Origin of the sequence: Rhodococcus sp. DK176 (assembly GCF_038447315.2) — a bacterium.
In the GTDB taxonomy this organism is placed as follows: domain Bacteria; phylum Actinomycetota; class Actinomycetes; order Mycobacteriales; family Mycobacteriaceae; genus Rhodococcus_F; species Rhodococcus_F jostii_A.
This window is the reverse complement of sequence record NZ_CP118321.2, coordinates 2,391,869-2,415,733: the sequence shown is the minus strand read 5'-3', so window position 1 is coordinate 2,415,733 and position 23,865 is coordinate 2,391,869. Positions and strand designations below refer to the sequence as shown.

General features: G+C 67.4%; 29 protein-coding genes. 16 read left to right on the top strand and 13 right to left on the bottom strand.

The window, feature by feature from the left end; genetic code table 11:
* On the bottom strand, positions 1–477 hold the full coding sequence (locus PSR88_RS11435; protein WP_011595051.1) for an RrF2 family transcriptional regulator: 477 nt from the start codon (positions 475–477) through the stop codon (positions 1–3).
* A gap of 249 nt (positions 478–726) precedes the next feature.
* On the opposite strand from PSR88_RS11435, the gene PSR88_RS11430 reads away from it, so the two are divergent.
* From PSR88_RS11430 to PSR88_RS11410, 5 genes are all read left to right on the top strand, one after another.
* Entirely contained in the window at positions 727–1,611 is an 885-nt protein-coding gene (locus PSR88_RS11430; protein ID WP_016882678.1) for a universal stress protein, read from the top strand.
* A gap of 72 nt (positions 1,612–1,683) precedes the next feature.
* Complete coding sequence (locus PSR88_RS11425; protein WP_011595049.1) at positions 1,684–2,724, top strand: LLM class F420-dependent oxidoreductase; 1,041 nt, start codon at positions 1,684–1,686, stop codon at positions 2,722–2,724.
* A 48-nt stretch (positions 2,725–2,772) separates the two neighbouring features.
* Positions 2,773–3,663 carry a universal stress protein gene (locus tag PSR88_RS11420; RefSeq protein ID WP_009474929.1) on the top strand — a complete coding sequence of 297 codons (891 nt, stop codon included), beginning with the start codon at positions 2,773–2,775 and terminating at the stop codon, positions 3,661–3,663.
* A 120-nt stretch (positions 3,664–3,783) separates the two neighbouring features.
* On the top strand, positions 3,784–5,178 hold the full coding sequence (locus PSR88_RS11415) for an IS1380 family transposase (protein WP_342338071.1): 1,395 nt from the start codon (positions 3,784–3,786) through the stop codon (positions 5,176–5,178).
* 589 nt (positions 5,179–5,767) lie between these two features.
* Positions 5,768–5,935: a hypothetical protein gene (locus PSR88_RS11410; RefSeq protein ID WP_016882679.1), complete on the top strand. Its 168-nt coding sequence runs from the start codon at positions 5,768–5,770 to the stop codon at positions 5,933–5,935.
* Here the strand turns inward: PSR88_RS11410 and PSR88_RS11405 are convergent.
* Both PSR88_RS11405 and PSR88_RS11400 read right to left on the bottom strand, forming a co-directional pair.
* The gene (locus PSR88_RS11405; RefSeq protein WP_016882680.1) at positions 5,932–6,882 is read right to left on the bottom strand and encodes an acyl-ACP desaturase; all 951 of its coding nucleotides are present in this window, start codon (positions 6,880–6,882) and stop codon (positions 5,932–5,934) included. The genes PSR88_RS11410 and PSR88_RS11405 overlap by 4 nt on opposite strands.
* 23 nt (positions 6,883–6,905) lie before the next feature.
* Positions 6,906–7,769: a nitroreductase family protein gene (locus tag PSR88_RS11400; protein ID WP_037197031.1), complete on the bottom strand. Its 864-nt coding sequence runs from the start codon at positions 7,767–7,769 to the stop codon at positions 6,906–6,908.
* 172 nt (positions 7,770–7,941) lie between these two features.
* On the opposite strand from PSR88_RS11400, the gene PSR88_RS11395 reads away from it, so the two are divergent.
* Complete coding sequence (locus tag PSR88_RS11395; RefSeq protein WP_009474923.1) at positions 7,942–8,577, top strand: response regulator transcription factor; 636 nt, start codon at positions 7,942–7,944, stop codon at positions 8,575–8,577.
* A gap of 8 nt (positions 8,578–8,585) precedes the next feature.
* Here PSR88_RS11395 and PSR88_RS11390 read toward each other — a convergent pair whose 3' ends face one another.
* A complete protein-coding gene (locus PSR88_RS11390; protein ID WP_016882682.1) occupies positions 8,586–10,232 on the bottom strand; it encodes a GAF domain-containing sensor histidine kinase in 1,647 nt (548 codons plus the stop codon).
* Positions 10,233–10,349: 117 nt separating this feature from the next.
* Between PSR88_RS11390 and PSR88_RS11385 the strand changes: the two genes are divergently transcribed.
* Positions 10,350–10,973, top strand: a complete 624-nt coding sequence (locus tag PSR88_RS11385; RefSeq protein WP_011595042.1) for a hypothetical protein — start codon at positions 10,350–10,352, stop codon at positions 10,971–10,973.
* A gap of 13 nt (positions 10,974–10,986) precedes the next feature.
* Here the strand turns inward: PSR88_RS11385 and PSR88_RS11380 are convergent, their stop codons facing one another.
* From PSR88_RS11380 to PSR88_RS11350, 7 genes are all read right to left on the bottom strand, one after another.
* Complete coding sequence (locus PSR88_RS11380; RefSeq protein WP_016882683.1) at positions 10,987–11,712, bottom strand: SRPBCC domain-containing protein; 726 nt, start codon at positions 11,710–11,712, stop codon at positions 10,987–10,989.
* On the bottom strand, positions 11,709–11,975 hold the full coding sequence (locus tag PSR88_RS11375; RefSeq protein ID WP_029539259.1) for a C4-dicarboxylate ABC transporter: 267 nt from the start codon (positions 11,973–11,975) through the stop codon (positions 11,709–11,711). Before PSR88_RS11375 ends, PSR88_RS11380 begins: the two co-directional genes overlap by 4 nt.
* Positions 11,972–12,103: a hypothetical protein gene (locus PSR88_RS11370; RefSeq protein WP_272942755.1), complete on the bottom strand. Its 132-nt coding sequence runs from the start codon at positions 12,101–12,103 to the stop codon at positions 11,972–11,974. Before PSR88_RS11370 ends, PSR88_RS11375 begins: the two co-directional genes overlap by 4 nt.
* Positions 12,100–12,426 carry a cupin domain-containing protein gene (locus PSR88_RS11365; RefSeq protein WP_005254209.1) on the bottom strand — a complete coding sequence of 109 codons (327 nt, stop codon included), beginning with the start codon at positions 12,424–12,426 and terminating at the stop codon, positions 12,100–12,102. The genes PSR88_RS11370 and PSR88_RS11365 overlap by 4 nt, the downstream gene beginning before the upstream one ends.
* A 74-nt stretch (positions 12,427–12,500) precedes the next feature.
* Complete coding sequence (locus PSR88_RS11360) at positions 12,501–12,899, bottom strand: hypothetical protein (RefSeq protein WP_011595039.1); 399 nt, start codon at positions 12,897–12,899, stop codon at positions 12,501–12,503.
* 72 nt (positions 12,900–12,971) lie between these two features.
* Positions 12,972–13,478, bottom strand: coding sequence for a dihydrofolate reductase (locus PSR88_RS11355; RefSeq protein WP_009474916.1), 507 nt, complete (start codon positions 13,476–13,478; stop codon positions 12,972–12,974).
* Positions 13,478–14,236 carry a thymidylate synthase gene (locus PSR88_RS11350; protein ID WP_237724091.1) on the bottom strand — a complete coding sequence of 253 codons (759 nt, stop codon included), beginning with the start codon at positions 14,234–14,236 and terminating at the stop codon, positions 13,478–13,480. The genes PSR88_RS11355 and PSR88_RS11350 overlap by 1 nt, the downstream gene beginning before the upstream one ends.
* A gap of 129 nt (positions 14,237–14,365) precedes the next feature.
* On the opposite strand from PSR88_RS11350, the gene cobF reads away from it, so the two are divergent.
* From cobF to PSR88_RS11325, 5 genes are all read left to right on the top strand, one after another.
* On the top strand, positions 14,366–15,106 hold the full coding sequence (gene cobF, locus PSR88_RS11345) for a precorrin-6A synthase (deacetylating) (RefSeq protein ID WP_011595037.1): 741 nt from the start codon (positions 14,366–14,368) through the stop codon (positions 15,104–15,106).
* Between the two features lie 55 nt (positions 15,107–15,161).
* Positions 15,162–16,028 carry an Fpg/Nei family DNA glycosylase gene (locus PSR88_RS11340; protein WP_009474913.1) on the top strand — a complete coding sequence of 289 codons (867 nt, stop codon included), beginning with the start codon at positions 15,162–15,164 and terminating at the stop codon, positions 16,026–16,028.
* Between the two features lie 38 nt (positions 16,029–16,066).
* Positions 16,067–17,278: a formate-dependent phosphoribosylglycinamide formyltransferase gene (purT, locus tag PSR88_RS11335; RefSeq protein ID WP_011595036.1), complete on the top strand. Its 1,212-nt coding sequence runs from the start codon at positions 16,067–16,069 to the stop codon at positions 17,276–17,278.
* Positions 17,275–17,757 carry a DUF456 domain-containing protein gene (locus tag PSR88_RS11330; protein ID WP_016882686.1) on the top strand — a complete coding sequence of 161 codons (483 nt, stop codon included), beginning with the start codon at positions 17,275–17,277 and terminating at the stop codon, positions 17,755–17,757. Before purT ends, PSR88_RS11330 begins: the two co-directional genes overlap by 4 nt.
* Positions 17,758–17,855: 98 nt before the next feature.
* Positions 17,856–18,617, top strand: a complete 762-nt coding sequence (locus tag PSR88_RS11325; protein ID WP_016882687.1) for a hypothetical protein — start codon at positions 17,856–17,858, stop codon at positions 18,615–18,617.
* A 15-nt stretch (positions 18,618–18,632) separates the two neighbouring features.
* On the opposite strand, the gene PSR88_RS11320 is transcribed toward PSR88_RS11325, so the two are convergent.
* On the bottom strand, positions 18,633–19,388 hold the full coding sequence (locus PSR88_RS11320) for an amidohydrolase family protein (RefSeq protein ID WP_011595033.1): 756 nt from the start codon (positions 19,386–19,388) through the stop codon (positions 18,633–18,635).
* 106 nt (positions 19,389–19,494) lie between these two features.
* Here PSR88_RS11320 and PSR88_RS11315 point away from each other — a divergent pair, with 106 nt between their 5' ends.
* Positions 19,495–20,064, top strand: coding sequence for a TetR/AcrR family transcriptional regulator (locus PSR88_RS11315; protein WP_016882688.1), 570 nt, complete (start codon positions 19,495–19,497; stop codon positions 20,062–20,064).
* Positions 20,065–20,116: 52 nt separating this feature from the next.
* Here the strand turns inward: PSR88_RS11315 and PSR88_RS11310 are convergent, their stop codons facing one another.
* Positions 20,117–21,508: an FAD-dependent oxidoreductase gene (locus PSR88_RS11310; protein ID WP_009474907.1), complete on the bottom strand. Its 1,392-nt coding sequence runs from the start codon at positions 21,506–21,508 to the stop codon at positions 20,117–20,119.
* Between the two features lie 214 nt (positions 21,509–21,722).
* On the opposite strand from PSR88_RS11310, the gene PSR88_RS11305 reads away from it, so the two are divergent.
* Genes PSR88_RS11305 through PSR88_RS11295 form a run of 3 tightly spaced genes read left to right on the top strand, consistent with a single transcriptional unit; the run spans position 21,723 to position 23,863 of the window.
* Positions 21,723–22,175, top strand: coding sequence for a hypothetical protein (locus tag PSR88_RS11305; protein ID WP_009474906.1), 453 nt, complete (start codon positions 21,723–21,725; stop codon positions 22,173–22,175).
* 48 nt (positions 22,176–22,223) lie between these two features.
* On the top strand, positions 22,224–22,643 hold the full coding sequence (locus PSR88_RS11300; RefSeq protein WP_005562410.1) for a rhodanese-like domain-containing protein: 420 nt from the start codon (positions 22,224–22,226) through the stop codon (positions 22,641–22,643).
* Complete coding sequence (locus PSR88_RS11295; protein ID WP_009474904.1) at positions 22,640–23,863, top strand: O-succinylhomoserine sulfhydrylase; 1,224 nt, start codon at positions 22,640–22,642, stop codon at positions 23,861–23,863. The genes PSR88_RS11300 and PSR88_RS11295 overlap by 4 nt, the downstream gene beginning before the upstream one ends.
* Positions 23,864–23,865 lie beyond the last annotated feature (2 nt).

Genomic DNA, 23,865 nt, shown 5'->3' with positions numbered 1-23,865 from the left:
TCATTCTCCGATCGTTCGGGAAATCTGGGAAGTTGTGGCGGCGGTTACGCGCGGGAGGGCGAGCAGCACGGTTCCGGTGGGGGACCGGGTGAGGTCTTCGATGGTGAGCGCGTCCAGCGACTCGAAGAACGCGTTCTGCGCGCGTCGCAGCGCCGACCGCAGCAGACACCCCGATCGCAGCGGGCACGGTTGGGCGCCGTCGCAGTCGACGACCTCCGCATCGCCTTCGAGTCGGCGGGCGAGCCAGCCGACGGACGCGGTGCGCCCGAGTTCGGTGATGGCCAGGCCGCCCGCGCGTCCCCGGCGTGCGTCGACGATGCCGAGCTCACTCAGCCGGGTAATGACCTTGGCGGCGTGGGCGTACGACACCGACAGTTCCTCGGCGATCGCCCGGCTCCCCGGTCGTTCGCCGTCCCCGGCGACGGCCAGTCGCATGACGACCCGCAGTCCGAGGTCGGTGAACTGTGTGAGTTGCATGACCCGAACGTAGTTTAATTCTCATCCTGGATACCACATTTGTGACCGACGTCGCTCCGATGGAACTTGATCGAAAAATGCAGTGGCCCAGTATTATTCGTGTTGGGCATACGACCCCACCTTCTCATCATCGCCGAAGTCGGGCGCCGCGGCTACGGGCGGAGAGCCCGAGATGGTGGGGACTTAAGTCCCTCGTCGAAAGGCGAAGGGCGGCAGACGCGAAGCGGAAGCCGGGGATAGTGTGAAGTCATGAGCACACGGGACCGCAACAGCGTCGTCGTCGGTGTCGACGGATCGGACACCTCGAAGTCCGCTGTTCGGGTGGCCGCCGAACTGGCCACCGAACGTGGACTGAACCTGAAGATCATCCACGCACTCGATTTCGCTCCGTACGGGTTCGGCGGTCCCTACATGGATTCGGGCGGCGTGTACGAGTGGGTGGAAGCGAGCGGCAAGGCGATTCTCACCGAAGCGCAGGAGCAGGCGTTCGCGGTCAATCCCATCATCGACGTCCACACCGAACTGTCGATCGGCAGCAGCGCCCAGTGGCTCGTCGAACTGTCCGAGAACGCCCGGATCGTGGTCGTCGGCGCGTCCGGGTCCGGAGCGGCCGCCACCGCACTGCTCGGGAACACGGCGATCAACGTCACCAGCCACGCGCACTGCCCGGTCGTCGTGGTCCGCGGCGACGCCCATGCCGGCGGGCCCGTCGTGGTCGGCGTCGACGGCAGCCCCACCAGTGAGCGGGCGATCTCCGTGGCCTTCCAGGAGGCGTCGCTGCGGAATGCGCCGTTGGTGGCGGTCCACGTCTGGAGCGATCTCGGACCGAAAGCGTTCGAGGACCCGCGGGCCGCGGCTCTGGTGCCGCAGGGACTCGAGGAGGACGAACATGCCGTTCTCGCCGAGAGCCTCGCCGGCTGGCAGGAGAAGTACCCCGACGTGCAGGTCACCCGGGAGGTGTACATCGACAATCCGCGGGCGCGATTGCTCGAGTGGTCGAAGAAGGCGCAACTGCTGGTGGTCGGCAGCCGGGGGCGCGGAGGATTCAAGGGGATGCTGCTCGGATCGACCAGTAACAGCCTGGTCGGTGGTGCGCATTGCCCGGTAGTCGTCGTGAGGCCTGCACGTCCCTGATGCGGTTGTTCGCAGTAGTGTCTGGGTTGAAGCAGGAACAGGTTGCAGATAACGCCAGGATTGGGGAACGACGTGCGCATTGGTATGGGCTTGAATTACAGCGGCGGTTTCGCCGAGACGGTCGACGAGGTCGCCGACCTGGAGAAAGCCGGGCTCGACATCGCGTTCGTGCCCGAGGCCTACTCGTTCGACGCGGTGAGCCAGATCGGCTACCTCGCCGCCAAGACCACGACACTCGAACTCGCGTCGGGCATCTTCCAGATCTACACCCGCACGCCCAGCCTGACCGCCATGACGGCCGCCGGCCTCGACTTCGTGTCGGACGGACGCTTCGTGATGGGCCTCGGCGCTTCCGGCCCGCAGGTGATCGAGGGCTTTCACGGGGTCAAGTACGACGCCCCGCTCGGGCGCACCCGCGAGGTCGTCGAGATCTGCCGCAAGGTGTGGCGCCGCGAGAAGGTCGAGTTCCAGGGCAAGTACTACCAGATTCCGCTGCCCGCGGAGAAGGGCACCGGGCTGGGCAAGCCGCTGAAGATCATCAACCACCCTGTGCGTGATCGCATCCCGATCGTCATCGCCTCGCTCGGACCGAAGAACGTGGAGCTCACCGCCGAGATCGCCGAGGGCTGGGAACCCATCTTCTACCACCCGGAGAAGGCGGCGAGCGTGTGGGGCGAGCCCCTGGCCAAGGGCAAGGCGAAGCGCGACCCGAGCCTCGGTGAGCTGCAGGTCTTCGCGTCGCCCGCCCTCGCCATCGGCGACGACGTCGAGCACATGCTCGACTGGGTCCGCCCGGGCCTGGCGCTGTACATCGGCGGCATGGGCGCGAAGGGCAAGAATTTCTACAACGACCTCGCGGTCCGGTACGGCTACGAGAAGGAAGCCGAGACCATCCAGGACCTCTACTTGTCGGGCAAGAAGGACGAGGCCGCCGCCGCGGTGCCGGACGATCTGGTGCGGGCCGTGTCGCTGATCGGTCCGGAGAGCTACGTCGCGGAGCGGGTGGCCGCCTTCGCCGAGTCCGGGGTCACCACGCTCACCGTCACCCCGCTCGCCGCGGATCGTGCGGGACGCGTCGCGTTGGTCGAGAAGCTCCGCAAGATCTGCGGGTAGCCCCCTAAACCCAGCAGTGCCCAGCCGGAAGAATCAGGAAAGGTGACCATGACCGGAATCAAGCCGATCGTCGTGGGTGTGGACGGATCCGAGGCGGCCTCGGCCGCAGTGGCGTGGGCCGCGCGCGCCGCCGCCGCCCTGTCGCTCCCGCTGCACATCGTGACAGTGGTGCACATTCCTGCCTTCTATTACACCGAGCCGTACCTGGCCGAGAGTTTCAAGGAAGAACTCGAGGACACGGCGAAGGCCCGGTTGGGCAGTGCGCGGGTGCACGCCAAGCAGACGGTGGACGAGCCGCTCGACATCACCACCGAACAGCACGAGGGCAAGGTGAGTCAGACACTCATCGAGCTCTCCGCGCACGCGCACATGGTGGTGCTCGGTTCGCGCGGGCACGGTGAGTTCACCGGTCTGCTGGTCGGATCCACCACCTCCGCGGTCGCCGCGCACGGCCATTGCCCGCTGGTGGTCGTGCGGGGGCGGACCATGGACGGGCAGCCGCCCACGGAGGGGCCGATCGTGGTCGGCGTCGACGGCTCGGAAAGCAGCAAGGCGGCGGTGGAAGTGGCGTTCGAGCAGGCCGCCGCCCGCGGTGCGAGCCTGGTCGCGGTCAATGTGTGGAGCGATGTCAGTGTGCAGCCGTCGCTCGGCGCCAGCCCGGAGGACCCGCTGTGGAGCAGCATCCAGACGGGTGAAGAGGTGGTGCTGTCGGAGCGTCTCGCCGGATACCAGGAGCGGTATCCCGACGTGACAGTCGAACGCGTCGTGGCGCGGGATCGTCCGGTGCGGGTGCTCAGCGAGTTCGCCGAGAAGGCGCAGCTGATCGTCGTGGGCAGCCGCGGCCGGGGTGGATTCAAGGGAATGCTGCTGGGCTCCACCAGCAATGCGTTGCTCCACACCGCGGATTGCCCGGTGATGATCGTCCGGCCGGAAAGCTAGCCTGAACTTTTCGTGCAGGAGCGCGGATCAGGGTGGGTAGATAAGCGAAAGTGCCTGTCCTGCACGGCATAATGGGACTTCTCTACGGTTCCACAATGCCAACGGGAAGGCACTTCGCAGGTGAAGAGTATCGCAGCGGGTTCACGGGTGAAAGTATCGGCCGACGGACGGGGTGTGGTGTCGCATGCCGGTGTGGGGATGCTGCGGGAAATGGCGGACCTGACTGGGCTGTCCGCGCAGGTCACGGCAGTGCTGGCCGATACCTACCGCGGGCAATGGGCGCATGCCCCGGGTGCGGTGTTCGCCGACCTAGCCGCCGCGGTCGCCGACGGTGCCGACTGTGTGGACGTTGCCGCACGTGGTTGTGGTGGCCGCGAGCATGTGTTCGGTCCGTCGGCGTCGACGACCACGATGTGGCGGCTGGTTGACGAGCGGATCGATGCCGCGCACCTGCCCGGGATACGCGCCGCGCGTGCCCGGGCCCGGGAGCAGGCGTGGGCGGCAGGGGCCGCTCCGAAGGCGGAGTGGCTGCGGATCGACATCGATGCCACCATCACCCTCGACCATTCCGATAACAAGGAGAACGCAGCTGCGACCTGGAAGAAGACCTACGGATTCCACCCGCTGCTGGCCTTTCTGGACCGGCCCGACATCGCCGGCGGTGAGGCGTTGGCCGGGTTGCTCCGTCCGGGGAATGCGGGAAGCAACACCGCAGCCGACCACGTCACCGTCCTCGGGTGGGCACTGGACTCGCTGCCACCGGCGTATCGGCCCGATCCGACCGACCCTGCCGGGCAGAAGATTCTGGTGCGCAGCGACTCGGCCGGGGCGACCCACGGATTCGCCGACGCCTGCCGAACCGCGGGGGTGGGGTTTTCCTTCGGATTCGCCGTCGACGACCGTGTCCGTGCTGCCACCGAAACACTCAACGCGAAGGCCACCTGGGTGCCGGCGATCGACTCCGACGGCGAGGTCCGCGACGGCGCCTGGGTCGCCGAGGCCACCGATCTGGTCGATCTCGACGCCTGGCCGGAGGGAACCCGGTTGGTGCTGCGCAAGGAACGCCCGCACCCGGGGGCGCAGCTACGGTTCACCGATTCCGACGGGCACCGGATCACCGCGTTCATCACCGACACGCCGAAAGGAGTGGTGCCCGGTGGACTGGCCGGACTCGAACTGCGGCATCGGCAGCACGCCCGGGTCGAGGACCGGATCCGGCAGGCCAAGGCGACCGGGCTGCGGAATCTGCCGTGTCAGCGATTCGACGCGAACGCCGCCTGGCTCGAGACCGTCCTGGCCGCCACCGACCTGGTCGCCTGGGCGAAGCTGATCGGCTTCGGCGACCACCCGGACCTGGCCCGCTGCGAGATCGACACCTTCCGCTACCGGGTCTTGCACGTCGCGGCCCGCATCACCCGCGGCGCCCGGGCGGTCCGGGTTCGGATCGATTCGAGTTGGCAATGGGCCCAAGCGATCGCCGCAGCGTGGTATCGCATCCGCGCCGCCTTCACCTGACCGCGGCCTCCTGCTCCTACGACTCACGAAAGCCAACCCGGCCAGTGGAACCGGGCACCACCCGAGCGACATCGGGCGCGCCCTTATACCCACACACCAATATCTGTCCCGCACCAGCACATCCCAGCCGAAATCCACACCTCAGGCACACGGCACGAAAAATTGAGGCTAGCGCCCCCGATCACGACGACTGTGCGGTAGCCTTCGCGCGACTTCGCAGAGGAGGTTCGAGTGCCGACACGGGAACTTTTCTGCGCCTGCCTGCGCGCGATTCGAACGTCGGTGTCAGCACACTCGAACTGGTGGATCGCGATCGCGACCATCCATGAACGCCCGGCCGTGCGCGATCCATCCGGGTGACGGTCACCTATCCTGCCGGATTCGCCGCGGGCGAAACCCGCTCCCTTCCCGTCGTCAACGTCGACGGAGCGCTCCTGTACGCGAACACGGCGAGCCCGATCGTCTCCCAGGATCCCGGCACCCCACTGCTCAGCGTGCTCAACTCGCGTCACGCCGAGAGCCCCGAAGGCCGTGACAGGTTCTGGGGGCAGAGCATTACGCCCCGCAGGCGATCCCCGATCCCCCCGGAATGGACGTGCCCGCCGGCTTCAGCCTCGGCACGGCTCCCCGCCAGGAGGTGGTCGACACGACCGACGACCTCGTGGCAGGGATGTTCGACCGCTTCCTGAAGGGGGCTCCGGCGCCCGAACTCGACGACGCCGCGTCGCGGTACCCGCCGGTCTTCGAGGTGCGTTAACGGGCCGCGACGCGTTCGCCGCGGCGTGCCTCGCGGGCGAGCGCGCGATCCCGGGACTCCTCGAACCGGGCGGCCTTGCCTTCCAGGTTCTGCAGGAACGCCGCGAGTTCGTCGCGGCAGCGTTCACCGTCCGGTCCGAAATCGTTACGCTCGAACATGTTCCACTTGCGGAGCACGGGCAGGACGACGTCGTCGAGGTGCTGGCGGAGGTCGTAGATGCCGCCCTTCGCGATCAGGACCGCGTTGCGGCGGAAGTTGTGCATGCCCGCGCCGGGCATCTGGAAGTTGGTCACCACCTTGTGGATCGCGGCAATCGCCTGATCGGGTGCGACGTCCAGGGCGGCACCGACGATGTTGCGGTAGAACATCATGTGCAGGTTCTCGTCGGCCGCCACCCGGGCGAGCATCCGGTCCGCGATCGGATCACCGCACGCCTTACCCGTGTTCCGGTGCGACACCCGGGTGGCCAATTCCTGGAACGTCACGTACGACACCGAATCCAGCATGGACCCGCCGCCGGGATCGAAGCCCTGGGTCATGTGGTCCATTCGGGCCTGCTCGAGCGCTACCGGGTCGACCCCTCGCGTCACGACCAGATAGTCCCGCATCACGATCGAGTGCTTGTTCTCCTCGGCGGTCCACCTGCCCACCCACGTGCCCCAGGCGCCGTCGAGTGAGAAGTGCTGGGCGATCTCGCGGTGGTAGGACGGCAGATTGTCCTCGGTCAGCAGATTGGTGATCATCGCCGCCCGCGCGGTGTCGCTGAGCTGGGACTGCTCCGGATTCCAGTCGTCGCCGCCCAGCGCCGCGAAGTTGCGGCCGTCGTCCCACGGGACGTAGTCGTGGGGATGCCAGTCCTTGGCCATGACGAGGTGCCGGTTGACGTTGTCTTCGGCGACGTCCTCGAGTTCGTGCAGCAGTTCGCGGTCCGTGAGTACGCGGCTCACAAGGGCACTCCGTTTCTGTTCTGTCAGTATCCGATTCGCAAGATCAGTTGTGGATGGCCAGGCACGTCGAGTCGACGTGCCAGCCGGCGCGCCGAATCGTCGACGCGAAGCGGGTGGGAGAGAATGGAGGCGCCCAGCCGGGCGTCGACGGCGGTCAGCCACGCACGTTCGACCGCGATGCCGGTGCGGACCAGGTCGATCGACTCCTGTGTGTCCGATACGAACACGAGGACGGTCTCGCTCTCGATGGCTGCGGCGAGCCGTGCGGAGTCGTGGACGCCGCGGGTGACGACGGTGTGGATCGCGTCGACCGACTCGTGACCGCCCTGCGGCAGCCAGTGCGACGTCCACGGAAAGAGGTCGCGCTGGTGGCAGGGATCCTGCCGAACCCGGTCGGCGGAATAGAGAAGGACGTCGGCGAGCGCGGGCGCCTCGTCCGCGGCGAGTAGCCGAGCGCGGACGCCCTCCGTCTCCGCCGCGGCGACGATGTCGGCGATGGTTGCCGCGGGAACCGGTATGTCGGCGAACGCTTCTCGATGGCTCCGGCGGCGGGCCATCGCGGAGAACAGCCTCAGATCGGTGCTCGACGGGGAAGCTGTGCCCACGGCCCGAACGGACGCAACGAGGTCGGGCCTGCGTGGATCGGGCAGCAGGTCGGTCTCGATTTTCTTGCCGAGCGCCCGCAACGCGAGTTCCACGTTCGCGACACCTGCACCGCACGAGATCAGGCGGTCGGCGCGTGGTGTGTCCGTGAATCCACGACGCTCCGTGACCTCCGCGCACCTGCCGTCGAGCCGCAGATCCCATGGCTGCGTGTCGTGGACCGACGGGGCCGAGACGATGGCGCGGGAGACCACCTCGATGTCACTGAGCGACCAGCTGTTCATCGCGACCTCCACTTGTGGTGTCCGGGTGTTCCCCCGCAACCTCAGCTTTCCGCGCGCCGCGGCGCCTGCGCTTGGGTCGAAGGTCCCGAATGCGTGAGGGAGAGGTCCCGGAGGGGTGGGCACCGGTCGCCGGCGCGGTACGGTTCGAGGAGAAGACGGTGGAGGTGCAAATATGACCACGCGGGTGTTCCTGGTCGACGACCACGAGATCGTGCGACGAGGCCTGGTCGATCTACTCGGCAGCGTGCCCGACCTCGAGGTGGTCGGCGAGGCTGCGTCCGTCGGCGAGGCGATGGCACGGATCCCGGGCAGCGGCGCCGACGTCGCCGTGCTCGACGTCCGGTTGCCCGACGGGAACGGCGTCGAACTGTGCCGGGACCTCCGCACGGCCCTGCCCGAACTGCGGTGCCTGATGCTCACGTCGTACTCCGACGACGAGGCGCTGTTCGACGCCATCATGGCAGGCGCGTCCGGATTCGTCCTCAAACAGATCCTCGGCACCGACCTGGTTGCCGCCGTGCGGACGGTGGGGGAGGGCGGTTCGCTGCTCGACAGCAGGGCGACGTCGGCGCTGATGAACCGGATCAGGTCCGCGCGCCGGGAAGACCCCCTGGCGGAACTGTCCGAGCAGGAACGCGCCGTGTTCGAGTTGATCGGCGAGGGGCTCACCAACCGGGAGATCGCCGAGCGGCTCTTCCTCGCCGAGAAGACGATCAAGAACTATGTGTCGCGGCTGTTGTCCAAACTCGGGATGCAACGACGCACGCAGGCCGCCGTGCTGGCCACCGAATTACGCAACCAGCGCTGAATTCTTTCTCACGTCAACGGAACCCGCCAGGTGACGACGGTTCCGCCACCCTCGGCGTCGACGGTGCAGACGCCGCCGCAGTGCTCGGCGCGCCGATCGAGGTTGTCCAGTCCGCTGCGCCGGGCGCCGTCGGCGATCCCGATGCCGTCGTCCGCGACCGTGACGGTGAGGTCGTCCCCAGCGACCACCGAGATGTCGATGGTGGTGGCCCGCGCGTGCCGCAGCGCATTGCTCAGGGCTTCCCGCAGCACCGCCTCCGCGTGCTGGTGAATGCGGCTGGGCACGAGAGTGTCGATGGCGCCGGAGAACTGGACGTTCGGCGCGATCGGTGACTGGGAGGTGAGGTCGCCGATCACGTCGAGGAGGCGACGGCGCAGACTGGTCGCGGACGCGATGCCGGTGGCCTGCAGATCGAAGATGGTGGTGCGGATCTCGCGCACCGTCCGATCGAGTTGCTCGACCGCGGTGGCCACGATGGAGCGCACGCCGTCCGGAACGTCCCCGACCGCGTGCGTGCTCTGCAGGCTCATGCCGGTGGCGAACAATCGCTGAATGACGTTGTCGTGCAAGTCGCGCGCGATACGGTCGCGGTCGGCGAGCACCGACAGCAGGCGTTGCTTGCTCTGCTGATCGGAGAATTCCACCGCGACAGCAGCCAGGTCGGCCACCGATTCGAGTCGGGCGACCTCGTCCGGATCCCACGCGGTGTTGCCGCGCGCCGTGACCACCAGGACCCCGCCGACCCCCGACGCCGTCGACAACGGCAGCACCGCGGCCCGGCCCGCCTCGGCGGAGAACGGCTCGAGACCGTCGAGACCCGTCAGCAGTGCGGGAGTGCGGGAGCGCAGCACCTCGGCGAACGGCTCGGCCTGGGTGGCGATTCGGAAGCTGTTGCGAAGCGGCCGCACCGTGCTGTCCGCGCCGACCACCGCGCCCTCGCCGAGCGTGACGACGATGAAGACCTCGTCGCCGCTGGACAGTTCGCGTACCTCGGCGGCGAGTGTGTGGAGTGTTTCGTCGAGTGATCCGCCGACCATCAGCCGGGACGTGATCGCCGCGACGGCCGTCAACCACCGCTCCCGCGTCCGCGATTCCTCGAACAGCCGCGAATTCTCCACCGCCACGCCTGCCGAGGTCGCGAGCGCACGAAGGATCACCTCGTCCTCGTCGGTGAACTCGGGTCCGCTGAGTTTCTCGGTGAGATAGATACTTCCGAAAACCTTGCCCCGCATCATGATCGGCATGCCCAGAAAGCTCTTCATCGGTGGATGATCGGGCGGGAAGCCGATCGACCCCGGGTGATCGGCCAGGTTGGCGAGGCGCACCGGGCGGGGGTCGTGGATCAGCAGTCCCAGCAGACCGAGGCCTTCGGGCAGATGGCCCATGTGCGCGCGCTCTTCCGGCGTGATGCCCTCGTAGACGAACTCCGAAAGCCCCCCGTCGGGGGCGTGGACGCCGAGCGCGCCGTACCGGGCGTCGAGGAGGGACGTGGCGGAAGTGACGATGCGTTGAAGGGTGGAATCCAGTTCGAGTCCCGACCCGACCACGAGGACCGCCTCGAACAGTCGCTGCAGACTTCGGCGGGTGGGGATCACGTCGGCGAGCCCCTCCCGAAACTCACTGATCCTCGCCTGGTGCCCACCGTCCGATCCCATGTCTGCAGCATAGGTCGGGGGACGGCGTAACGCCGCGAACCGCGGCGTCGATAAGGGCTCGAGTGTTTACTCATTCGAACTAATGCTTACCCATTGACGTGACGAGGGAGAAGAAGAATGAATCGACGGCACTTCGGACGACGGGTCGCGGCAGGTCTGACCGCTGCAGTGGCAGCGACGATGATGTTCACCGGTGTCGTGTCGGCGCAGCCCGCAGATTCCGCCCCCGTCGTCGATCCGGCCACCGCGATCGCGACGCTGCGCACCGTCGCCGCCGGTAACCCCGAGGCCGAAGCCGCCCTCGAGCGACTCGCCGCGTCGCCGACCGACACCGCGGCAACGAACATCGCCCTCCCGGGCCAGATCTTCCAGATCCCCGCGTACTCCGACACCGGGCAGGGCGGTCCGGTCCTCGGACAGCTGTACGGCGCGGGCGTGGCGACCAACATGAGCAACCAGTTCCGCTTCGGATTCTTCGGCGGACCGGGCGTCATCGCGAACGACCAGACCGGCGCCGAACTCGACGTCGTCTACTACAGCTTCGCCACCGGTGCCAGCGGCATCGTGAAGCTGGACCAGAACAACGTCGCGGTTCCCACGGTCGTCTCCTCGCCGCCGGTCGCCGGGCTCGGCAGCGGTCTGGTCGTGGCGGCGGTGTACGGCTCGCTGAACCATCAGGTGGGACCGAACGTCGTCAAGAGCACGATCTGGTGGCCCACGCTGGGCACCGTGCTCGCCTGACCGTTTCGAGAACTCAGGTGGCAGGTCCGGCTCCCGGCCGGGCCTGCCACCACTCTCTCCAGCGCTCTTCGAGTTCGGCCCACTCCTCGTCGTCCAGGTCGTAGGCCGCCAGCAGGATCTGCGCACCGCCGTTGGGGCGTGCCGCGTTGACGGGCTGCTCGCCGAACTGCAACAGTCCCGGGCCGAGGTCGTCGACACTCACCGCTGTCTGGTGTTCGCCCACGAAACACACGACCCCGTGCAGCAGATCGCCCGTCTCGGCGACCACGGTGAAATGATCGCCGACCGCCATGCCCTCGAGTTTGTCGAGGCCGAGCAGGTGCCGCGCCGAATCACCCTCCGCGACCGGGCCTTCGAGGAACAGCGTGCGACGCTCGTCGAGTCCGTGCCGCTCGATGCCGAACTTGAGGAACTGCAGGAACGTGGTCCAGCCCTCGGTGACGTCGTCGTACCAGTCGTCGGCGGCGGGGTCGCCGCTTCGGGGCGGGCGGGTGATCCGCACCAGCGTGGTGCCCTCGTGCTCGTGGAGGCTGAACCTGTCGGCGCCGTTGAGGGCCAGAGTGAAGGCGGCGGCGTCCTCTTTCACGTCGTCGAAGTAAATTTCCCTGATCTCGTCGGCCAGGCCGGCGTAGTCCCAGCCGTGCCAGCGCCGGATCAGCTCCGGGTCGCGCAGGGCAGGCCACACCACCGACGGCGCCGCGGCGACGGACACCTCGATCACGGGCTGGGATTCGGTCACGCGTTCTCCTGCGTCTTCGCTGTTGCCGGTCCGACATGCACCACCGACCGCCGGAGATGCACCACCATGACGACGAACGCCACGCACCACACGGTGAATGCACACCACAGTTCGGCACTACCGACGATACCGACGAGTGGAAGATGGTCCGCACGCCCCAGGTAGATGCCGGCGACCGCGGACATGCCGAGTGGGAAGACGATGCTCCACACGGTGGCGTCGTAGCGCACCGGAACCTTGTTCGCGACGTGACGCCCGATCACCCAGATATCAGGTCGAACCCGCCCAGCTTCATGCCCACCGAGATGATGCCGCTGGCCATCACGATCGCGAAGTAACCCGGGTTCAGGCTTCGAACGGACTCCTCGACACGATCGAGCACGACCGTCACATGGCGACGGTGAGCAGGAACGCGACGTCCTCGATCGCCTCGACGCTGTGCCGATCGGTCGGAAGGACCAGCAGGTCGCCGGTGGAACCCTTCCACGAGTCCTCGCCGGACACGAGGTTCAGTTTGCCGCTGAGAATGAACAGCGTGGCCTCGCCCGGGCTCTCGTGTTCGGCCATCTTCTGACCCGCGGCCAAGGCGATGACGGTCTGTCGGAGGCTGCGCCGATGCCCGCCGTACACGGTCTGCGAACTACGGCCGCTGGACGTCCCGCCTGCCAACTTCAGTTGCTGACGGGCAAGGGCGGTCAGTGACTTCTTGTCCATGAGGTGAGTATGAACCACTGCGCGCACCGTCACCCGTCGAATGGGGTAACGGTGCGGCGGCAAAGGGGGGCCGGTCAGCGCCGGGTGACGGCCCAGCCCTGGGCTGCCGCGAACGCGCCGACCACCACTGCCTGCAGCAGCACCCAGACGACGCCGACGGTGGTGAGGTGCTGCCACTCCGTGAGCACCAGGGCCACGCTCGCGCCCACCCAGACGACGTTCGCGACGACGACGGCCTCCACCGCGGCCCGCGAGGGACGGTCGGGCACGCTCACCGCCCACACCCCGGCGGTGAAGACGAGCAGGAAGACGCCGATGGCACGCAGGAAGCCGGCGGTCGGGCCGAGGACGTCGTCGAGCACGGTGGCGGCGGCGAGGTAGGCGACGCCGTTGGCGCCGGTGACGACGGCGTCGACGCGGAGGGCGAGGCGCAGTGGGGAGAGAGCGGTGCGGGTTTCGAGTGCGGCGATCATGTCGGCGGTCCTCACGTGAGACGAGTGAACGGGTACGTCACTCAGACTCGCGCCGAAGCCGAATGCTCTCAATTACCTCGCAGGTAATGCTCGCGTGTAGGTGATCCACCGGTACCGGGTGCCGTTCTTCGCCGACGTGAGCCACTCACCGGTGTCCTGCGCGTGCCAGGAGTCGTCGATCGGGGGTGCCCAGGCGTCGCCGTCGATCGTGACGTCGATCTCGGAGACCAGCAGTTGGGTGGCGAACGGCATTGCCGCCGTGTAGATCTGGGCGCCGCCGATGACGCAGACGTCCTCGTCGGTGAGCGCGAGCGCGGAGCCGAGCCCGTCGGCGGACTCGGCGCCCTCCGCAGTCCAGTCGGGCTGACGGCTGATCACGATGTTGCGCCGCCCGGGCAGGGGCCGGAACCTCGGCGGCAGCGAGTCCCACGTCCTGCGGCCCATGATCACCGGGTGACCCTGCGTCACCTGCTTGAAATACGCCATGTCCTCGGGGACGTGCCACGGGATCGTGTTGTCGAGGCCGATGACGCCGCCGACGCCCTGGGCCCAGACCAGCTTGACCTGCCGCGCCGCCACTAGACGGCCACCGGCGCCTTGATGGCGGGGTGGTGCCGGTAGTCGACGATCTCCACGTCCTCGAAGGTGTAGTCGAAGATCGACTCCCGCTTGTTCAACTTCAGCGTGGGGTACGGCAACGGCTCCCGGCTCAACTGCTCGGTGACCTGGTCGACGTGATTGTCGTAGATGTGGCAGTCGCCGCCCGTCCAGATGAAGTCGCCCGGTTCGAGCCCGGCCTGCTGCGCCACCATGTGGGTGAGGAGCGCGTAGCTCGCGATGTTGAACGGCACCCCCAGGAACAGGTCGGCGCTGCGCTGGTACAGCTGGCACGACAGCTTGCCGTCCGCGACGTAGAACTGGAAGAACGCATGGCACGGCGCCAGCGCCATCTGCGGGATGTCGCCGACGTTCCACGCCGACACGATGATGCGACGCGAGTCCGGGTTCGACTTCAGCGTCTCGATGGTCTGGGCGATCTGATCGATGTGCTCGCCCGACGGGGTCGGCCAGCTGCGCCACTGCACGCCGTACACCGGGCCCAGTTCGCCGTCCGCGTCCGCCCACTCGTCCCAGATCGTGACACCGTTGTCCTGGAGCCACTTCACGTTGGAATCGCCGCGCAGGAACCACAACAGTTCGTAGACGATCGACTTGAGGTGCACCTTCTTCGTGGTGATCAGCGGAAACCCGTCCGCGAGGTTCCAGCGCATCTGATGACCGAAGACGCTCTTCGTGCCGGTCCCGGTGCGGTCTGCCTTCGGGGTACCCGTGTCCATGACGAGTCGGAGCAGGTCTTCGTACGGGGTCGGCACAGTCACGGCGTCCAGTTTAGGCGGCTCCGCCGCCCGTGAGTGGTTTGCGGGTCCCTGGACTCCTTGCGCACTCACGAGCGCTAGCCTTCGCCCATGCGTGAACTCTTCGTGATCGGCATCGGCGCCGGCGACCCCGACCAGGTGACGGTCCAGGCGATCAAGGCGATGAACAAGGCCGATGTGTTCTTCGTCATCGGCAAGGGCGACGAGAAGCAGGACCTCGTCGATCTCCGCACCACGATCCTCGAGGAGCACGTCGCCGGCCCGTACCGCGTCGTGGACGTCGTCGATCCGCCCCGCGACCGCACGCCGTCCGACTACGAGGGCGTGGTGGACGACTGGCACGAGCGCCGGGCGGCGCTGTTCGAGGCCGAGTTCGCGTCCGAGCCGGGGGTCGGGGCGATCCTGGTGTGGGGTGATCCCTCTCTCTACGACAGCACGCTGCGGATCGTCGAGCGGGTGCTCGCCCGGGGCAACGTGTCGTTCGACTACTCGGTGATTCCGGGCGTCACCAGCGTGCAGTCGCTGGCCGCGCAGCACCGCATCGTGCTCAACCGGATCGGCGAACCGGTGCACATCACGACCGGCAGGCGACTGGCCGAGGGTCTGCCCGACGGCGTCGACAACGCGGTGGTCATGCTCGACGCCCATTGCACGTTCACCCAGGTCGCCGGCGACGACGTCCTGATCTGGTGGGGCGCCTACCTCGGCACACCCGACGAGGTGCTGATCTCCGGTCGACTGCGCGACGTCGAGGACGAGATCCAGCGGGTTCGCGCCGAATTGCGCGAACGCAAGGGCTGGATCATGGACACCTATCTCCTCCGCAGGTGAGTGAGAAAGCGTGGAGGACCACACTTCGGCGCTCCGCTACCGTTAGCCTGGGACCATGCCCGAGCTGCCCGAGGTGGAGGCGTTAGCCGAGTTCCTGCGTGAACATGCCGTGGGAGCGGTCGTCGGCCGAGTGGACGTGGCGGCCCTGAGCGTGCTCAAGACGTTCGACCCCCCGATCACCGGCCTGCAGGGCCGCGACGTGACGGGTGCGGCCCGGTTCGGCAAGCACCTCGCGCTCGACTGTTCCGGGTTGTGGCTCGTCACCCACCTCTCGCGTGGGGGCTGGTTGCGCTGGACCGACAACCCGTCGGCGGCGCCGCCGAAACCGGGGAAGGGTCCGCTGGCGCTGCGGGTGCACTTCTTCACCCCGGAGGGCGCGACGCCGGCGTTCGACCTCACCGAGGCGGGCACCAAGAAACGGCTCGCGGTGTGGGTGGTGCACGACCCGCAGGAGGTGGAGGGGATTGCCCGGCTCGGACCCGACGCCCTCGCCGTCACCGAACCCGAGTTCGCCGCACTGCTGTCCACCACGTCGGCGCGTATCAAGAATGCGCTCGTCGACCAGTCGCTGCTCGCCGGCGTCGGTAACGCGTACTCCGACGAAATCCTGCACACCGCAAAGATTTCCCCGTTCGCCACGTCCCGCACCCTGCCGGAAGACCAGGTGCACGTGCTGTACGACGCGATGCGGTCCGTGTTGAGCGACGCCGTCCAGAGGTCGCTCGGCCAGGACGCGGCGCGGCTGAAGGGGGAGAAGCGATCCGGGATGCGGGTGCACGCCCGGACCGGCCTCCCCTGTCCCGTCTGCGGCGACACCATCCGGGAAGTGTCGTTCGCGGAGAAGTCTTTTCAGTACTGCGCGACGTGTCAGACCGGAGGCAAGGTGCTCGCCGACCGCCGGATGTCGCGACTGCTGAAGTAGGCGTCGGCGCGAAACGGTGCCCGCATATAGTTGTGACCATGCGTGAACAGGCACCCGTACGGTTCGGTACACCTCTGACGGCAGGCGCGACGCGCGTGATGCTGCTCGGGTCGGGTGAGCTGGGCAAGGAAGTGATCATCGCCCTCCAACGGCTGGGGGTCGAGGTGATCGCCGTCGACCGCTACGACAACGCGCCGGGCCACCAGGTGGCGCACCGCGCGCACACGATCGACATGAGCGACCCGGAGGCGCTGTTGCGTCTCGTCGAGGAGGAGCGACCCCACTTCGTGGTCCCCGAGATCGAGGCGATCGCCACCGATGCGCTGGCCACGGTCGAGGAGCGCGGCACCGCGGTGGTCATCCCCACCGCACGGGCGACGCAGCTGACCATGAACCGCGAGGGGATCCGGCGCCTCGCGGCGGAGGAGCTGGGGCTGCCGACGTCGCCCTACGAGTTCGCCGAATCGCTCGAGGAGGTCCGGGCGGCCACCGAGCGGATCGGCTTTCCCTGCGTGATCAAGCCGGTGATGTCGTCGTCCGGAAAGGGGCAGTCCACGGTGCGCGACACCGGCGGCGTCGAGACGGCCTGGGAGTACGCGCTCGCGGGCGGCCGCATCAATTACGGCCGCGTCATCGTGGAGGGGTTCGTCGACTTCGACTACGAAATCACCCAGCTCACCGTCCGGGCAATCGGCGCCGACGGCGAGGTGGGCACCTTCTTCTGCGAGCCCATCGGGCATCTGCAGGACTCGGGCGATTACGTGGAGTCGTGGCAGCCGCAACCGATGAGCGACGCGGCACTCGCCCGGTCGCGGGAGGTGGCCGAGAAGGTGACCGCAGCGCTGGGTGGGCGCGGGATCTTCGGTGTGGAACTGTTCGTGAAGGGCGACGACGTCTACTTCTCGGAGGTCAGTCCGCGACCGCACGACACTGGGTTGGTCACCCTTCGGACACAACGACTCTCGGAATTCGAACTGCATGCCCGCGCCATTCTCGGCCTGCCCGTCGACACCACCCTCACGACACCCGGTGCGTCCGCGGTGATCTACGGCGGCGTCGACGCCACCGGTATCGGCTTCGACGGCGTCGCCGACGCGATGGCGGTCCCCGAGACGGACCTCCGCCTGTTCGGCAAGCCCGAGAGCTTCGTGCGCAGGCGGATGGGTGTCGCCGTGTCCACGGGACCGGACGTCGAGACCGCGCGCAGCCGTGCGCGGGAGGCGGCGTCCCGCGTCGAGCCCGTCGCGTGAGTCCGGGCGCCGAACTCCTCGTCGGCCTGGCCGTCGTCATCGGGCTCGTCGGAATCGTCATCCCGATCCTGCCCGGCACGATCCTCATCTTCGCGGCAATCCTGGTGTGGGCCATCATGACCGGTGGCGCGACGGCGTGGACGGTGTTCGCGGTCGCAACGGTGTTCCTCGTGATCAGCGGCGTCGTCAAATACACCTGGCCCGGTAAACGGATGCGCACCGCCGGGGTTACCGGCAGGTCGTTGATCGTCGGCGGACTGGCCGGGATCGTGGGGTTCTTCGTCGTTCCCGTGGTGGGGTTGTTCCTCGGTTTCATCGCGGGAACGTATGTGGCCGAGCTCTACCGGTTGCGCGCGCACAACCGGGCGTGGGTGTCGACGTGGCACGCCTGCAAGGCCGTCGGACTGTCGATGCTGATCGAACTGCTCGGCGCCCTGATCGCCTCGGGTGTGTGGCTGGCAGCGGTGGTCGCGACGTAGGTCGTTCGAAATCGTCGCGGAGGGGTATCCAGAAGCGCCCTCCACCTGCGATGATGAAATGCGGATGTTGATCTTCCCGGCCAGCGGAGGAATACGCCGTGAACAAGAAGACGACCTGGATCCTGGTGCCCCTCGCTGCCGTGGCCCTCTCCCTGAGCGGCTGCGGCGACGACTCGTCCGACTCGGCGGCGCCGAGCACGACCAGCGCGGCCGCCACGAGCAGCGGCGAAGCGGCGCCCGCGTCGAACATGATGGAGAAGGTTCCGTCACCTTTCGTGATGACCCCGCAGATGGAGCCGACCTACGTCGGTGCGGTCGACGGATCCGACGCGTACGTCGCGCTGGCCCGGTCCGGGGACGACATGATCGCCTTCCTGTGCGACGGTGATCAGATGTGGAGGTGGATGACCGGCACCATGGACGGCGACAAGGCGACGTTGTCTTCGCCGGACGGAGCCACACTCACCGCGTCGATGAGTGACGGCACCGTGACGGGGCAGGTCAGCGCGCCGGGCATGCCCGACAAGGCGTTCGTGGCCCACCCGGCCGCTGCGGAGGAAGGCATGTTCCGCGCAACCACCAACCACGACGGCGCCGATTACACCCTCGGCTGGATCATGACCGCCGATGGCGTCCGGGGGCTCGAACGGCAGGCCAACGGATCGAGCACCGGTGCCATCGCGGTCGACCGGAACGACGACCAGATGGACGATCGGCAGCGTGAGCGGCGGCAGGAACGCCGCGAACAGCTGGACTGCGACGAGATGCAGAACTACAACACGTGGCTGGTGGCGCAGCCACAGACGCCGCCGGTGGCCGACATGGTGTCGATGAACGGCGTGCAGATGGAAGGCTGTTGACGCGGGTCCTGCGTGCTAGCAGGTTCCTCCGGGAGCGTCGCAGCGGTACCAGGCGCGTGCGTTGCCGCCCATGACGGCGTCGAAGTCGTCGCCCACCGCATCCGCGACGATGTCGATGTCGCTGTCCTGGAACACTCTTCGGGAACGACTACCCGGAAGGTCGGTGCCGAACATCAGCGCCTCGGGGTTGACGGCATGGATCTTGCGCAGCACGTCGCCGACGTCCTCGATGGTGGTCCGCCCGAACCCGGTGGCCTTCACCCGAACTCCGCGGTCGACCAGGTCGAGCAGGTACGGCAGACCCCGTGTCGACATCCCCAGGTGGTCGATGCACACGGCGGGGAGCTTCGCGAACACCGGCTCGAGCGACAGCAGCAGCGTGGCGTCCACGTAGAACTCGGCGTGCCAGCCGGCCAGCTCGTATGCGCGCAGGGCCTGTTTGGTGAGGAGCTTCACGTCGGTCGCGCTGCGCCGGAGATTGAATCGGAGGGCCCGCACCCCGGCGCTGTCGAGTTCGAGGATGCTCTCGTCGGTGGCGTCGGGCTCCATCTGGGTGACGCCCACCCAGCTGGGGCCGAGTTCCTCGAGCGCCGCCTTCAGGTAGTTCTGATCGGTGCCCTGATACGAGGCCGTGACGACGGCGCCGCCGTCCACACCGAAGCCTTCCGTGCGCGCCCGGTAGTCGGCGATGGTGAACGGCTCCGGCAAGTAGCCGTGGTTCTCGACCACCGGGAACCGGGGGTCGATGATGTGAACATGGGCGTCAAACACGACTTATATCCTGCCTTGTGCGGGGGACACGCTGCGTGGCGGAGCGGTGCGCGAGTGCTGGTACAAGCGTCCTACACATACGTCTCAGACTCTTTAGGGTGAGGTCATGGGAAATCGCGAAGACCTGATCGACGGTGCCGCGCGCAGCCTGTACGACAAGGGCTACTCGCGGACGACTGCCCGGGACATCGCGTCGGCCTCCGGGGTGAGCCTCGCGGCGATCGGCTATCACTTCGGCACCAAGGAGGCGCTGCTCCACGCCGCCCTGTACCGGGAGATGGAGCGCTGGGGTGACGACCTCGCGACGGCCGCCGCGAAGAAGATCGAACCCGGCATGAGTCCGACCGAACGATTCGAAGCCATCTGGACCGGTGTCATCGAGTCGTTCACCGCCCATCGTCGGTTGTGGATGCTGCAGTTCGAACTGCTCGGGCACCTGGACTCCCTGCCGGAGTTGAGAAAGAACCTGGTGGCGTCGACCGCCGACGCCCGCGAAGGGCTGGTCGAACTCTTCGGTGACGCGGGCATCGAGCCCGGCCGGGCACACACTCTGGGCGCTCTCTACCAGGCGCTGCTGCTCGGCGTCGCGGAGCAGTGGCTGGTCGACCCCGACCACGCGATGTCCGCCGGGGAACTGCTCACGGCGTTGCGGGCGCTGTCGTCACACCTGGCCTGAGACGACGGAAGGGAACCCCCGCAGGAGGTTCCCTTCACACCGATTCGGAAGATCAGGCCTTGTCGGGCTCGCTGGCCTTGAGCATGTCCTCGCGCTCGACGACCTTGATCCGCTCACGGCCCTCGGGCTCGCCGAGGCTGCGCTCGTGCGCATCGAGGCGGTACCAGCCCTGCCATGTGGTGTACGGGACCTGCTTGCCCTCGAGGAACTCGATGATCGCGTCCTCGGACGGGTTGGCGGGCTCGGCGAAGCCGGACCGGTCCTCGAGCAGGTTCGCGACGGTCTCGTTCGCGTCGCCCTTGGTGTGGCCGATCAGGCCGACCGGGCCGCGCTTGATCCAGCCGGTGACGTAGGTGGCGGGCATGAACCGGTCGTTGCCCTCGGCGGTGTCGTCGGCGATGACGCGTCCGGCCTCGTTCGGGACGGTGCCTGCCTGCTCGTCGAACGGGAGCTTGGCGATGTTCTGCGACAGGTAGCCCACCGCGCGGTACACGGCCTGCACGTCCCAGTCGTTGAACTTGCCGGTGCCCTTGACGTTGCCGGTGCCGTCGAGCTGGGTGCGCTCGGTGCGCAGGCCGACGACCTTGCCGTCTTCGCCGAGCACCTCGGTGGGCGATTCGAAGAAGTGCAGGAACAGCTTGTGCGGACGGTTGCCCACGTCGCGGATGGCCCAGTCCTGCAGGGTGTTGGCGACCATGTCGACCTGCTTGGAGTTGCGGCGCGCCTGCTCGGAGCCCTCGTCGTAGTCGATGTCCTCGGGATCGACGATGACCTCGATCGTCGGGGAGTGGTCGAGTTCACGCAGCTCGAGGGGGGTGAACTTGGCCTGCGCCGGTCCGCGGCGGCCGAACACGTGGACCTCGACGGCCTTGTTGGCCTTGAGTCCCTCGTAGACGTTGGCGGGGATCTCCGTGGGCAGCAGTTCGTCGCCGGTCTTGGCGAGGACGCGGGCGATGTCGAGGGCGACGTTGCCGACACCGAGGACGGCGACCTTCTCGGCCTCGAGGGGCCAGGTGCGCGGGACGTCGGGGTGGCCGTCGTACCAGGAGACGAAGTCGGCGGCGCCGTAGCTGCCGTCGAGTTCGATGCCCGGGATGTTCAGGGCACGGTCGGCGTTGGCGCCGGTGGAGAAGATCACCGCGTCGTAGAAATTGTGCAGGTCTTCGAGGGTGATGTCGCTGCCGTAGTCGATGTTGCCCAGCAGGCGCACCGACGGCTTGTCGAGCACCTTGTGCAGGGCGGTGATGATGCCCTTGATGCGCGGGTGGTCGGGTGCGACGCCGTACCGGATCAGACCGAAGGGGGCAGGCATCCGCTCGAAGAGGTCGATGCTGATCCCGCCGTCAGACGCGGCATCGGATTTCATGAGAGCGTCGGCTGCGTAGATACCGGCGGGGCCGGCACCCACGATCGCAACGCGCAACGGACGTGTCTGATCAGTCATCTGGAGGGAACTACCTTCTGATGGGCGGACAACGAAACCTCAGCTTAAATTAAGCCCAGCCTAATCGGGTGGCCGAGGTGCGGCAGACAGGGCAGAGCCCATTCTCGGGACGCACCCCTGTAGAGGGTAGTCGTCTTCGCGTTGGGGGGTCACAAAGAAGATTTGTAGGGGCTGCTCTATACACTCGTGGCCACGCCGAGATCGAAGGGAAGTCATGTCCGGTTCGAGCGAATCGCCCCAGCGCGACGCGGGAGGCACCGAAGATCCGGTGGATCCCCGCCGCACCACGGCGGTGCCGTTCATCGCCGCCGTCACCGTCATCGTTGTCATCCTGGTTGCCATCGTCGTGTCCAGCAGGCTCTCGCCCGCCGACGAGAACGTCACGGAAGCGGACCGCATCAACCGCTCGGTCGCCGACTTCATCCAGGCCCACAACCACGACGACGCCGATCTGCAGAAGACGCTGGTCTGCTCGTCGTGGTCCGACGACCGGTCGGTGCTCCGCGACCGGGAAGGCGAGATCACACTGAAGGGCGTCGAATCGTCCGAGGTCAACGGGGATCGTGCCCGGGCGGAGGTCCGGGTCAGCGCCGACGACGGCAAGGGCGAGACGACGGATACCTGGCAATTGACACGGGACGGCGAGACATGGGTCGTCTGCAACTGACCGTTGCCCGGAAGGGCATACCGAACAGGGTTGTGAAAAGCTGACATGGTGAGTTACGCAGGCGACATAACGCCGGAGCATGCCTGGGAGCTGCTCCGCGAGAATCCCGACGCTGTGCTCGTGGATGTGCGGACGGACGCCGAGTGGAAGTACGTCGGAGTCCCCGACACCACCTCGCTCGGGCGGAAGACCGTGCTGATCGAATGGGTCAGCTACCCGACGGGCACTCGTAACGACAACTTCGTGGACCAGCTGAAGGAGGCCGGGATCGCGGGCGGCGAGAACGCCCCGGTGATCTTCCTGTGTCGCTCCGGCCAGCGGTCCATCGGTGCGGCGGAAGCCGCGACAGCGGCGGGCATCGGCCCGTCGTACAACGTGCTCGACGGTTTCGAAGGCGGCCTGGACGCCGAAGGTCATCGTGGGGCGGTCGGCTGGCGGGCGCTGGGCCTGCCGTGGAGGCAGTGGTGAGTGCAATTCCCCGAGGCGGTGCGTTCGACAAGGCGCTGCCGGACGACATCGGTCAGGGCACGATCAGCGTGCGCGGAGGAACCCTCCGTTCCGGTTTCGAAGAGACGTCCGAAGCGATCTTCCTGAACTCCGGCTTCGTGTTCGAGAGCGCGGGAGCGGCCGAGGCGTCGTTCACCGGCGAGATCGACCACTTCGTCTACTCCCGGTACGGCAACCCGACCGTGAAGATGTTCGAGGAGCGGCTACGCCTCATCGAGGGCGCAGAAGCGTGTTTCGGCACCGCCAGCGGCATGTCCGCGGTGTTCACCGCACTGGGCGCGCTCCTGAAGGCCGGCGACCGGCTGGTCGCGGCGCGCAGCCTGTTCGGCTCCTGCTTCGTGGTGTGCAACGAGATCCTGCCCCGCTGGGGCGTGGAGACGGTGTTCGTCGACGGTGAAGACCTCGACCAGTGGGAGAAGGCTCTGTCCGAGCCGACCACCGCGGTATTCTTCGAGACGCCGTCGAACCCGATGCAGACGCTCGTCGACGTGCCCCGGGTGGCGGAGCTCGCGCACGCCGCCGGCGCAAAGGTCGTGCTGGACAACGTGTTCGCGACGCCTCTGCTGCAGCACAGCCTGGAACTCGGTGCCGACATCGTCGTCTACTCCGGCACCAAGCACATCGACGGCCAGGGCCGTGTGCTCGGCGGGGCGATCCTCGGACCGCAGGACTACATCGAAGGTCCCGTCCAGAACCTCATGCGCCACACCGGGCCGGCGCTCAGCCCCTTCAACGCGTGGACGCTCCTCAAGGGACTCGAGACGATGCCGATCCGGGTGCGGCACTCCGTCGGCTCCGCACTGGAGATCGCCCAGTTCCTCGAGGGCCACTCCGCGGTCGACTGGGTCAAGTACCCGTACCTCGAATCACACCCCCAGCACGAACTCGCCAAGCGGCAGATGAGCGGCGGCGGCACCGTCGTCACCTTCGCGCTGAACGCATCCGAGAGCGAAGCGAAGAAGCGGGCATTCGAACTCCTCGACGCCCTGCGGCTGGTCAACATCTCCAACAACCTCGGCGACTCCAAGTCGCTCATCACCCACCCGGCCACCACCACCCACCGGGCGATGGGCCCGGAAGGTCGTGCAGCCGTGGGCATCACCGACGGCGTCGTCCGGCTGTCCGTGGGACTCGAAGACACCGCCGACCTGCTGACGGATCTGGAGCAAGCGCTGGGATAGGC

Bases quoted from the DNA above. Each gene is read 5' to 3' on its own strand.
- PSR88_RS11350 (WP_237724091.1), bottom strand. From the start codon at position 14,236: ATGGACACGGGTACCCCGAAGGCAGACCGCACCGGGACCGGCACGAAG.
- cobF (WP_011595037.1), top strand. From the start codon at position 14,366: ATGCGTGAACTCTTCGTGATCGGCATCGGCGCCGGCGACCCCGACCAG.
- PSR88_RS11340 (WP_009474913.1), top strand. From the start codon at position 15,162: ATGCCCGAGCTGCCCGAGGTGGAGGCGTTAGCCGAGTTCCTGCGTGAA.
- PSR88_RS11435 (WP_011595051.1), bottom strand. From the start codon at position 477: ATGCAACTCACACAGTTCACCGACCTCGGACTGCGGGTCGTCATGCGA.
- PSR88_RS11430 (WP_016882678.1), top strand. From the start codon at position 727: ATGAGCACACGGGACCGCAACAGCGTCGTCGTCGGTGTCGACGGATCG.
- PSR88_RS11395 (WP_009474923.1), top strand. From the start codon at position 7,942: ATGACCACGCGGGTGTTCCTGGTCGACGACCACGAGATCGTGCGACGA.
- PSR88_RS11305 (WP_009474906.1), top strand. From the start codon at position 21,723: ATGTCCGGTTCGAGCGAATCGCCCCAGCGCGACGCGGGAGGCACCGAA.
- purT (WP_011595036.1), top strand. From the start codon at position 16,067: ATGCGTGAACAGGCACCCGTACGGTTCGGTACACCTCTGACGGCAGGC.
- PSR88_RS11390 (WP_016882682.1), bottom strand. From the start codon at position 10,232: ATGGGATCGGACGGTGGGCACCAGGCGAGGATCAGTGAGTTTCGGGAG.
- PSR88_RS11410 (WP_016882679.1), top strand. From the start codon at position 5,768: ATGGACGTGCCCGCCGGCTTCAGCCTCGGCACGGCTCCCCGCCAGGAG.
- PSR88_RS11365 (WP_005254209.1), bottom strand. From the start codon at position 12,426: ATGGACAAGAAGTCACTGACCGCCCTTGCCCGTCAGCAACTGAAGTTG.
- PSR88_RS11310 (WP_009474907.1), bottom strand. From the start codon at position 21,508: ATGACTGATCAGACACGTCCGTTGCGCGTTGCGATCGTGGGTGCCGGC.
- PSR88_RS11315 (WP_016882688.1), top strand. From the start codon at position 19,495: ATGGGAAATCGCGAAGACCTGATCGACGGTGCCGCGCGCAGCCTGTAC.
- PSR88_RS11360 (WP_011595039.1), bottom strand. From the start codon at position 12,899: ATGATCGCCGCACTCGAAACCCGCACCGCTCTCTCCCCACTGCGCCTC.
- PSR88_RS11420 (WP_009474929.1), top strand. From the start codon at position 2,773: ATGACCGGAATCAAGCCGATCGTCGTGGGTGTGGACGGATCCGAGGCG.
- PSR88_RS11400 (WP_037197031.1), bottom strand. From the start codon at position 7,769: ATGAACAGCTGGTCGCTCAGTGACATCGAGGTGGTCTCCCGCGCCATC.
- PSR88_RS11385 (WP_011595042.1), top strand. From the start codon at position 10,350: ATGAATCGACGGCACTTCGGACGACGGGTCGCGGCAGGTCTGACCGCT.